This window comes from Blastochloris sulfoviridis (assembly GCF_008630065.1).
Lineage (GTDB): Bacteria > Pseudomonadota > Alphaproteobacteria > Rhizobiales > Xanthobacteraceae > Blastochloris > Blastochloris sulfoviridis.
The window spans coordinates 1-10118 of record NZ_VWPL01000053.1 but is presented as its reverse complement, the minus strand read 5'-3'; the positions used below and the strand labels follow the sequence as shown (position 1 = coordinate 10118).

At 68.2% G+C, this 10118-nt stretch carries 9 protein-coding genes; 4 read left to right on the top strand and 5 right to left on the bottom strand.

Annotated elements, in window-relative coordinates:
* Positions 1-1254 (bottom strand): IS256 family transposase (locus F1193_RS17600; protein ID WP_246164508.1); only part of this gene is annotated, 1254 nt, incomplete at its 3' end.
* Positions 1255-1582: 328 nt separating this feature from the next.
* On the opposite strand from F1193_RS17600, the gene F1193_RS16465 reads away from it, so the two are divergent.
* Positions 1583-2146: a GNAT family N-acetyltransferase gene (locus F1193_RS16465; protein ID WP_150098889.1), complete on the top strand. Its 564-nt coding sequence runs from the start codon at positions 1583-1585 to the stop codon at positions 2144-2146.
* 196 nt (positions 2147-2342) lie between these two features.
* Here F1193_RS16465 and F1193_RS16460 read toward each other — a convergent pair whose 3' ends face one another.
* Together F1193_RS16460 and F1193_RS16455 are read right to left on the bottom strand one after the other, a co-directional pair.
* Positions 2343-2990, bottom strand: a complete 648-nt coding sequence (locus F1193_RS16460; RefSeq protein ID WP_150098886.1) for a glutathione S-transferase N-terminal domain-containing protein — start codon at positions 2988-2990, stop codon at positions 2343-2345.
* 358 nt (positions 2991-3348) lie between these two features.
* Positions 3349-3831 (bottom strand): GNAT family N-acetyltransferase, encoded by a 483-nt coding sequence (locus F1193_RS16455; RefSeq protein WP_246164507.1) that lies wholly within the window; start codon positions 3829-3831, stop codon positions 3349-3351.
* Between the two features lie 367 nt (positions 3832-4198).
* Here F1193_RS16455 and F1193_RS16450 point away from each other — a divergent pair, with 367 nt between their 5' ends.
* Entirely contained in the window at positions 4199-4705 is a 507-nt protein-coding gene (locus F1193_RS16450) for a YciE/YciF ferroxidase family protein (protein WP_150098885.1), read from the top strand.
* A 224-nt stretch (positions 4706-4929) separates the two neighbouring features.
* Here F1193_RS16450 and gatB read toward each other — a convergent pair whose 3' ends face one another.
* The gene (gene gatB / locus F1193_RS16445) at positions 4930-6408 is read right to left on the bottom strand and encodes an Asp-tRNA(Asn)/Glu-tRNA(Gln) amidotransferase subunit GatB (protein ID WP_150098884.1); all 1479 of its coding nucleotides are present in this window, start codon (positions 6406-6408) and stop codon (positions 4930-4932) included.
* Positions 6409-6591: 183 nt separating this feature from the next.
* The gene (gene cbiE, locus F1193_RS16440; protein WP_150098883.1) at positions 6592-7815 is read right to left on the bottom strand and encodes a precorrin-6y C5,15-methyltransferase (decarboxylating) subunit CbiE; all 1224 of its coding nucleotides are present in this window, start codon (positions 7813-7815) and stop codon (positions 6592-6594) included.
* Between cbiE and F1193_RS16435 the strand changes: the two genes are divergently transcribed.
* Positions 7814-8596 carry a cobalt-precorrin-6A reductase gene (locus F1193_RS16435; RefSeq protein WP_150098882.1) on the top strand — a complete coding sequence of 261 codons (783 nt, stop codon included), beginning with the start codon at positions 7814-7816 and terminating at the stop codon, positions 8594-8596. The genes cbiE and F1193_RS16435 overlap by 2 nt on opposite strands.
* A 26-nt stretch (positions 8597-8622) precedes the next feature.
* Positions 8623-9900 (top strand): lytic murein transglycosylase, encoded by a 1278-nt coding sequence (locus tag F1193_RS16430; protein WP_246164506.1) that lies wholly within the window; start codon positions 8623-8625, stop codon positions 9898-9900.
* Positions 9901-10118: the final 218 nt, after the last annotated feature.

Below are 10118 nucleotides of genomic sequence, written 5' to 3'. Positions count from 1 at the left end.
CACCGTGATCGTCTCATTGGCGAGGCTGCCGTCGGGCGCGCGCGCTTTGGTGTCGATCGTCGTCGAACCGTCGGCGCTGCGAGTGACGGTGCGCTCGATCTTGTAGCCCTGCGCATCGGTCGCCAGCGTCACCGTCGCGACCTCGCCGGTCGACCCGTCGGTGCGGGTGAACGTGGTCGTGCCGTCGATCGACGAGCCGTCGGCAAGCGTGATCGAGGCGGCGTTCTCGTTAAGGCCGATCGAGGCGATGCCGAGCTCGGCGAGCGTTTCCAGCGTCTGCGTGCCATCGGCATTGGTGACCAGCACCTTGAACTTGGCGAAGTTCGCGTCGTCGGCGTCGAGCGTGCCATCGTGATCGGTGTCGAACACGTCACGCAGCGCTTCGATGTCCGACGCCGCGGTCGGATCCCACAAGGTGAAGGCGACCTGGTTTGCCTGGGTGATCTGGCCGTCGCCATGGGTGTCGTAGACCAGCACGCCATCGCCCGCGCCGGCCCAGGCGGTGCGGTGCTGATAGCCGTCGCCGACCGCCAGTTCCGGCGCGTTGACCAGCCCGCGCGCCTTCAGGTCGACCAGAAGCTCCCGCCAGCTCTGCGCGCTCTCGCGCGTGCCGACCTGGAACCCCACCAGCTCCTTCCGACCCTCCGGCGTCGCGCCGATCACCACCAGCATGCATTCGGCGCCCTCGGTCATCCGCGCCTGCAGGTAGACCCCGTCCGCCCACACATAGACGTAGCGGCGCGCCGACAAATCCCGCCGCCGCCAGCGCTCGTACTCGCCCTCCCAGTCCGCGGTCAGGCGCGCGACCACCGACGGCGACAGGTTCGGCGCGTCCGTGCCCAAGAGCGCCGCCAGCACCTCCTGGACGTCGCCGGTCGAGATGCCGCGCAGATAGAGGATCGGCCGCAGCGCATCCAAGCTTCGCGTCCGCCGCGCCCATTTCGGCAGCAGCGCCGAGCTGAAACGGATCTTCTCCGAAGCCGGCACGTCGGCGCGGTCGCGGACCTTCGCCCGCTCGACCGGCACCGGCCCGATGCCGGTCTGGATCATCCGCTCCGGGCCGTGCCCATGCCGCACCACGCGGTCGCGGCCGTCGGGCAGCTTCTCGTCCTTCACCCCGGCCAGGAAGGCCGCGACCTCGGCCTCGATCGCCTGGGCCAGCAACTGCCGGGCACCGGCGCGCAGCACCTCGGTCAGGGGATCGTCAATCTCGCCGGGCTGACGCAGCCGGACGACGGTGGTCGTCTCGCTCATAGCGTATCGCTCTCCTCTGGAGGGATTGGGCAGGCTGGTTCCCCGCCCCGATACGCCGCCTCTCTCACCCCGTCATCACCCAGATTCCGACATAGCTCCTCGTCGTCGGATGCAACGATGGGGGGCAGGCTTCCCTTTGCCCACCCTACGCGCTGCATACCCCACCTCAGCTTCGACGCTTGCTTTCGCGCGCCCCGCAACTCCGTCATGCCCCATGGCGACGCCATACCATCGCCACCATCCCTGTCGATGGCATCGTTGCGAAACGCTTCACCCGGTCGATGGCCTAGCCGCCGGTCGATTGTCCTTGGCCGGTCGGAAGCGCGGAATGCAGGAGTTCGAGAGCTTGAACGACGACGCGCGCGTGACGCTTCAGCTTGCGGCCAAAGACGACCTGCCGCGGTTCATCCGGGAGCTGCAGGAGGCGTTCGCCGTCGCGGTGATCGAGGAGTTCGGTTCGATTCCGGACGGGCCGATCCCGCCCGATCGCGACATTCAGGACTCGTTCGAGGCGCCGGGCGCGGTGACCTATCACATCCTGTCGGACGGGGCGCGGGTCGGCGGTGCGGTGCTGACGATTGATCACGCCACGCAGCGCAATTCGCTCGACTTGTTCTTCATCGCGACCGGCGCGCACGGCCGCGGCCTCGGCTTCGCCGCATGGCAGGCGATCGAGCGGCAATATCCCCAGACGCGAGTGTGGCAAACTCACACACCGTATTTCGAACGGCGCAACATCCACTTCTACGTCAACAAATGCGGCTTCAAGATCGTCGAATACTACAACCCGCGCCACCCAGACCCGCACAGGCCCGAACCAGACGACCTGCCGACGGACAGCGGCTCCTTCAGGTTCGAGAAAATACGAGACGGAAGATCGACGCGGCGCTGAAGGCGAAGATCGCGCTGGAGGCGGTCCGCGAGCAGGCGACGGTGGCAGAGCTGGCGCAACGCTACGAGGTCCACCCAACCAGATTTATGCTCATTCTTGTTGGCCAAGGACCAGCCATTGCCCATTGAAGGTGGCTGTCCAGGAACCGGCCATGACGACGGTGGGGTCAAACTCGGCGGCAGTTGGCAATAGCGCCCTATTTGCGCTCCTCGACCAGCACGGCGAGGCCGCGCTGCACGGCCGGGCGGGCCTTCACCGCGTCGAGCCAGCGCTTGAAATGCGGGAAGCGGGTGATGTCCTGTCCCTGCCGCTCCCACAGCTTGGCCCAGCCGACGCAGGCGATGTCGGCGATGGAATAGTCGCCCGCCAGAAACTCCCGGTCGGCGAGGCGCTTGTTCATCACGCCATAGAGGCGGGCGACCTCGTTGGTGTAGCGGTTGATGGCGTAGTCGATCTTCTCGGGCGCGTAGATGCGGAAATGGTGCGCCTGCCCGGCCATCGGCCCGAGCCCGCCGACCTGCCAGTACAGCCACTGCTCGACCTCGACGCGGGCGCGCGCGTCGGCCGGATAGAATTTGCCGGTCTTGCGGCCGAGATACTGCAGGATGGCCCCCGACTCGAACACCGAGATCGGCCATCCGTCCGGTCCGTCGGGGTCGACGATCGCCGGGATTCGGTTGTTGGGCGCGATCGCCAGGAACTCCGGCTTGAACTGGTCGCCCTTGGAGATGTTCACCGGGATCACGGTGTAGGGCAGCCCGCACTCCTCCAGCATGATGGAGACCTTCCAGCCGTTCGGGGTCGGCCAGTAGTGCAGTTCGATCGGCGCAGGCGCAGCAGGCATGACGAACTCCGAGTAAAACCGGACCGGCAAGACCGGCTCGCGGCCCCGATCCAAAGTCTCGCCGAACATCCGTTCCCGATGACGGGATCTTCCGCGACCGGATGCGGAACTCCGGCCGAGTCAGCCTGATTCCGCACCCACCCGCCAACGCAGCGGGCGGCGGAACCTAAAGTCAGCCGCCCTGCCCTGCAACGGTCGGCCGCGCAATGGGCGGCTGCCGGAAACGACGGCGCACATCATTCGGTCGGCCGACGATCCCCGCGCGTTCGCCCGGACAACCCGGCGAAAACTAGGAATTGCGGACGGGTTTCGCCACAGTCGGCCGGGGAGACACCGGCCTGGTCAGCCGGAGACGGGATCACAGGGCCTTCTTGAACCCCGCGTGGCTCCTGGCGAAGCCCAGCCGCTCATAGAACCGGTGGGCATCGAGGCGCGCCGCGTTCGACGTCAGCGCCAGCGTCGCTGCACCGCGCGCCCGTGCCTGCCGCTCGGCGTCGGCCACCATCGCCGCGCCGATGCCCTGGCCGCGAAGGTGCGGAGCGACCTGCACGCCCTCAAGGATGGCGCGCACCGCACCGCGCCCGACGATCGCGTGCGTCACGATGATCTGGTAGGTGCCGACGACCCGTCCATTGAGCCGCGCGACGAACAGGTCTGTGGCGGGCGAGGCCGCGATCGCATCGAATGCCGCCCGGTAGAGCACCAGCGCCGCCGGGTCGAGCGTGTCGCCATGGCCGCCCAGCGGATCGGCAGCGAACATGGCGACGATCGCCGGCAGATCCTCGGGCTGTGCGCGATCGATCGTCAGCGACGCCGCACCCTCCCCCATCCCCAAGTCCATTCGCCCTCCTCCTGTTCCGCCGCCGGTGCGACGAAAAGATCATGGCTGCGGCGGAACGCCCCCTTCCGCCCGACGTTACTCCGACGGACACCGGCCAGCGCGCCGGGATGTCCCAAGACGCCGACCACGCAGGTTTCTCGCGTGGACAGCGTCATTATTGGGACAGACACATGTCCGCGCACGTCCGTGAGACGGCCCGTTACAGCATTTCGTGGACACACCTGCACCTCTCCCCCCGGTGACAGGCGTGGCCTTTCACGAACGCTGCTGCCCGAGGGCCGATGATCCCCGTTCTCCGCGACTGTAGAACGGGACCGGCCCGCCGGCCTCGCGGTACCCCCCACAGAACGATCGAAAGGACTGAGCCATGGGCCTGTTTTCCAAGGATATCAAGAGCCTCGACGATCTCTTCGTGCATACGCTGCGCGACATCTACTATTCCGAGAAGCAGATTCACAAAGCGCTGCCGATGATGGTCGAGAAGGCGAGCGACCCGCAACTGAAGCAGGACTTCGAGATGCACCGGAGCGAGACGGAAGGTCACATCGCCCGGCTCGAAAAGGTCTTCGCCATGCACGGTTCCGCCGCCCGGCAGGTACGCTGTCCGGCGATCGACGGCATTCTGGAGGAAGCCAGCGAGATCGTCGGCGAGGTCGGCGACGCCGAAGTGCTCGACGCGGCGCTGATCGCTGCCGCCCAGGCCGTCGAGCATTACGAGATTACGCGCTACGGCACGCTGGTCGCTTGGGCGCGGCAGCTCGGCCGCGCCGACTGCGCCGCCTTGCTGAAGCAGAATCTCGACGAGGAAAAGGCGACGGACAAGAAGCTCACCGCCGCGGCCGAGAGCAAGATCAATCTGCGCGCCGTGAGCTGAACGGCGCCTCTTGGTGAGCGGCGTCTCTTGGTCAGCAACCGAGCGGGTGGCCGGCATAGCCGGCCGCCCGTTTGTCATGCTGATATGACGCAGCAGTGACCAGCGGTATCGTCGTCCCGGGCGAGCGTAAGCGAGACCCGGGATCGTCATCCGGAAAAGGCACCCATCCTGGCAACGGTCCCGGCTCGCGCTTCGCTTGGCCGGGACGACGTCAGGATGGGTCCTCAAATCCCCAGCTTCTCCTTCAGCAGGTCGTTAACCGCCTGGGGGTTGGCCTTGCCCTGGGTCTTCTTCATCACTTGGCCGACGAACCAGCCGATCATGGTCGGCTTGGCCTTCGCCTGCTCGACCTTGTCGGGGTTGGCGGCAATCACCTCGTCGATGGCCGCGGCAATGGCGGAGGTGTCGGTGACCTGCTTCAGGCCGCGCGCCTCGACAATGGCGGCGGGCTCGCTCCCTTCCGTCCACGCGATGTCGAACACGTCCTTGGCGATCTTGCCGGAGATGGCGCCCGAGGCGATCAAATCGAGGATGCCACCGAGCTGGGTGGCCGACACCGGCGATGAGCCGATGTCCTTGCCCTCTTTGTTCAGGCGGCCAAAAAGCTCGTTGATCACCCAGTTGGCGGCCGCCTTGGCGTCGCGGCCCTTGGCCACCGCCTCGAAGAAGTCCGCGGCCTCCTTCTCGGCCACCAGCACGTCGCAATCATAGGCGGTGAGGCCGTACGCGGCGACGAAGCGCGCCTTCTTGGCGTCCGGCAGCTCGGGCAGATCGCGCCTGAGCGCCGCGACCTCGTCGGCCTGCAGCTCAAGCGGCAGCAGATCGGGGTCGGGGAAATAGCGGTAGTCGTGCGCCTCCTCCTTGGAGCGCATGGCGCGGGTCTCGCCGCGGCCGGGGTCGAACAGGCGGGTTTCCTGGTCGATCGAGCCGCCGTCCTCCAGGATGGCGATCTGGCGGCGCGCCTCGGTGTCGACCGCCTGGCCGATGAAGCGGATCGAGTTGACGTTCTTGATCTCGCAGCGGGTGCCCAAGGGCTCGCCCGGCCGGCGCACCGAGACATTGACGTCGGCGCGGAGGTTGCCCTTCTCCATGTCGCCGTCGCAGGTGCCGAGATATCTCAAGATCGTCCTTAGCTTTGTGACGTAAGCCTTTGCTTCGTCAGCAGAACGGATGTCCGGCTTCGACACGATCTCCATCAGCGCCACGCCGGCGCGGTTGAGATCGACGTGGCTCATGGTCGGATGCTGGTCGTGCAGCGACTTGCCGGCATCCTGCTCCAAATGCAGCCGCTCGATGCCGACGGTGATCTGCTTGCCGCCTTCGAGATCGACCACCACCTCGCCCTCGCCGACGATCGGGCTCTTGTACTGGCTGATCTGGTAGCCCTGCGGCAGGTCCGGGTAGAAATAGTTTTTGCGGTCAAAGACGCTTCTATCATTGATTTTTGCGTTCAGGCCGAGTCCGGTGCGCACGGCCTGCCGCACGCATTCGCCATTGATCACCGGCAGCATGCCGGGCATGGCGGCGTCGACCAGCGAGACATGGCTGTTGGGGGCGCCGCCGAACGCGGTCGAGGCGCCGGAGAACAGCTTGGCCTCGGAATTCACCTGGGCGTGGATCTCCATGCCAACCACCACCTCCCAGTCGCCGGTGGCGCCCTTGATGAAGGATTTGGGATCGGCTTCGCGGGGTGTTGCGGTCATGATCAGGTTCTTCGGTCGGGAACTTGGGTCGGGAACTTGGGTCGGGATCTTGGGTCGGGATTTCGGTCAGTGAGGTTGGGGCCTATATAGCGGGGTCGTGGCCGAAACGGAAAATCCTGCTGCCGGGGCCTGCGGGCTGAACGCTTCTGGGGCGCTTTTTGGGGCTCCAAGCGCCGTCGGCGGTCAGCGCCGCGCCACCCACTGCACCACCGGCAGCGCCGGCCGCCAGGCGGTGAAGCTGCCGACCGGCCCGGCCCGCTCGATGGCGATGCGCGTCAGCGTGCCGCCCACCCGCGCCTGCCAGGCCATCGCCTTCGCCTCGGTCTCCAACGTCACGGCATTGACCACCAGCCGGCCGCCGGGCCGCAGCGCCGCCCAGGCCGCCTCGATCACCCCGGCGTCATTCGCGCCGCCGCCGACGAACACCGCATCCGGCGCCGGCAGGCCAGCCAGGGCCGCGGGCGCCTCGCCAAGCCGCAGATCGAACTGCGGCACACCGAGCGTCAGCGCATTGCGCTGGGCGCGCACCAGCCGGTCGGCGCTCGATTCGATGCCGATGGCGCGATTGCCGGGATGGGCGAGCAGCCATTCGATGCCGATCGAGCCCGCCCCGGCGCCGATGTCCCACAACAGCTCGCCGGGGTGTGGCGACAGGCTGGCGAGGGTCAGCGCACGGATCTCGCGCTTGGTGAGCTGGCCGTCCGACTCGAACAACTCGTCCGGCAGGCCGGGGGTGGCCGGCAGAATGGACGCCTCCGGCCCCGCTTCGGCCTCGATCGCCACCGCCACGGGGGCGTTAATTGCTGTTACATCGAAGGTGGAAGCGGTTGCAATGCTGCGCCGTTCGCGCGGACCGCCCAGCGCCTCCAGCACGTGCAGGCGCGACGGGCCGAAGCCGAGCCCGGCGAGATACCCCGCCAGTTGCGCCGGGGCTGCGGCATCGCGCAGCAGCACGATCAGCCGGGCACCGGGCGCCAAATGCGGCCGCAGCGCTTCCAGCGGCCGGGCGTGCAGGCCAAGCGTCGCCGTCTCCTCGATGCGCCAGCCGAGCCGGGCCGCCGCGAGCGAGAAGGTCGAGGGCGCCGGCACCACCCGCATTTCCGCTGCCGCCACGTGCCGCGACAGCGCCGCCCCGGCGCCGAACCAGAATGGATCGCCCGAGGCCAGCACCGTGACGCGGGTGCCGCGATGGGCGAGCAGCTTCGGGATCGAGGCCGAGAACGGCACGTCCCAAACGAATTCCGGCTTGCCGAGGGCCGCGACCAGATCGAGGTGGCGCCGACCGCCCGCCACCAGCTCGGCGGCGTCGAGCAGCGCCCGGGCGGCGGGGCACAGGCCCTCGAGCCCGTCCTCGTTCACGCCGATGATGGACAACCACGGCCCGCCCGTGCCATCGCTCCCGCTCATGACCTCACCCATACGCGTTCTGATCCTCGGCGGCTCGACCGAGGCGACCCGGCTTGCCGGCGCGCTGGCCGCGGACGCCGCCTTCGACGCCACCGTCTCCTTCGCCGGCCGCACCGAGGCGATCCGGCCGCCCGCCGTGCCGTACCGCGTCGGCGGCTTCGGCGGAATAGACGGTCTTGTCAAATACCTTCGGGACGCGCGCATCGGACTGGTGGTCGATGCCACCCACCCGTTCGCGGCGCAGATGAGCACCCACGCGGTGGCGGCCTGCCGGCTGACCGGCGTGCCGCTGCTGGCGATCGAGCGGCCGGGCTGGACGCCGGGGCCGGGCGACCGCTGGATCGACGTGCCCGACATGGCGGCGGCGGTCGATGCGCTGGGCGCGGCGCGGCGCCGGGTCTTCCTCGGCATCGGCCGGCTGAACCTGCCCGTCTTCGCCCGCGCGCCGCAGCACGCCTATCTGGTGCGGCTGGTCGATCCGCCGAAGGAAGCGCTGCCGCTGCCCGACGTCGAGGTGGTGGTGGCGCGCGGCCCGTTCGAGGCGGCCAGCGACCGCGCCATGCTCGAACGATTCGGCGCCGAGATGGTCGTAACCAAGAATTCCGGCGGCGTTGCTGCGGACGCCAAGCTCACTGCGGCGCGCGAACTCGACATTCCGGTGGTGATGGTGCGCCGTCCCTCGATCCCGGCGCGCCCGGTGGTGCCGACCGTCGAGGAAGCCCTCGACCGGCTTGCCGAGCTTGCCGCCGGCCGGACACCGGACGGGCTGCGCGCGTTATGATGAACTGAGCGTCGAGGGAGGCAGCGATGGCAGGCGAGCAGCGGAGCGGACAATCGATGATCGGGCGCGGGTGCGGCGCGGTGCTTGTCGTTCTACTTGCCGCGTTCATCGCCATCGGCTGCGTGCGGCCCGCCAGCGCGGCCGATCCGGCCTTCCGGCGCTGGCTGCAGGAGCTGTGGCCGGATGCGCAGAAGCTCGGCGTGTCGCGCGCGACCTTCGATGCCGCGGCCGCCGGACTCGAGCCCGATCTGTCGCTGCCCGATCTGGTGGTCCCCGGCCGGCCCGACAAGCCGCCGCGCGGCCAGGCCGAATTCGTGCAGACGCCCGAGCAGTATCTGCGCGAGCGGACGCTGGCGAGCCTTGCGGCGGAGGGACGCAAGCTCTTCGCGAAGCATCGCGACACGCTCAATCGCATCGAGCGGCGCTATGGCGTGCCGGGTCCGGTGGTTGTGGCGATCTGGGGCCGCGAGACCGCGTTCGGCAGCTACAAGCTGCCGCACGACGCCATCACGGTGCTGGCGACGCAGGGCTTCTACGGCAAGCGCAAGGACTTCTTCCGCAACGAATTTCTGTATGCGCTCAAGATGCTGCAGGATGGCGTGCCGCGCGCCGACATGCGCGCCTCGTGGGGCGGCGCGCTCGGCATGACGCAGTTCCTGCCCTCCGAATTCTATCGGCATGCGGTCGATTTCGACGGCGACGGCCGGGCCGACATCTGGCGCTCGATGCCGGATGCGCTGGCCTCGGCGGCGCAGCAGCTCGCGCACAAGGGGTGGCAGGCCGGCCACCACTGGGCCTATGAGGTGAAGGTACCCAAGGGCACCGATTGCACCATCGCCGATCCCGACCATCTGCGGCCGCTGAAGGATTGGCTGGCGGCCGGCTATGTGCCGGCGGCGAAGAAGCCGCTCCCCGCCGATCTCGCCGAGCCCGCCTCGCTCTTGATGCCGGCCGGCCTGTTCGGCCCGGCGTTCCTGATCCTCAAGAACTACTACGTCATCAAGAACTATAACTTCTCCGACCTCTACGTGCTGTTCGTCGGCAACGTCTCCGACCGTATCGCCGGCGGCGGGCCGTTCGCCACGCCCTGGGGCAAGATCGTGCAGTTGCGCACCGCCGATCTCGAAGAGATGCAGCGCCGCCTTGCCGCGCTCGGGCTCTACCGCGACAAGATCGACGGCAAGGCGGGCATGCGCACGCGCCTCGCGCTCGGCGCCTATCAGAAGGTCGAGGGCCTCACGCTCGACTGCTGGCCGGACGCCGCCGTGCTCGAGCACCTGCGGGCGGAGTCGCAAGCGCGGTGAAGGGCCGTGCACGGTCGGGCAATCAGTCATCCGCGCCGGGCATTGACGAGGGATCCCGCGCGCCATGCCGAACGGCGTGAATGATGATCTCGTCCGGCGGCCCTCGGATCTGACCCGCCCTCGTCATGGCCGGGCCTTGTCCCACGGCTGTCCGGCACGGATTGTGCTTGAAGAGGTGCACGGCATTGATTCTGCTTGTTTCCAGTTGGTTGCGAATC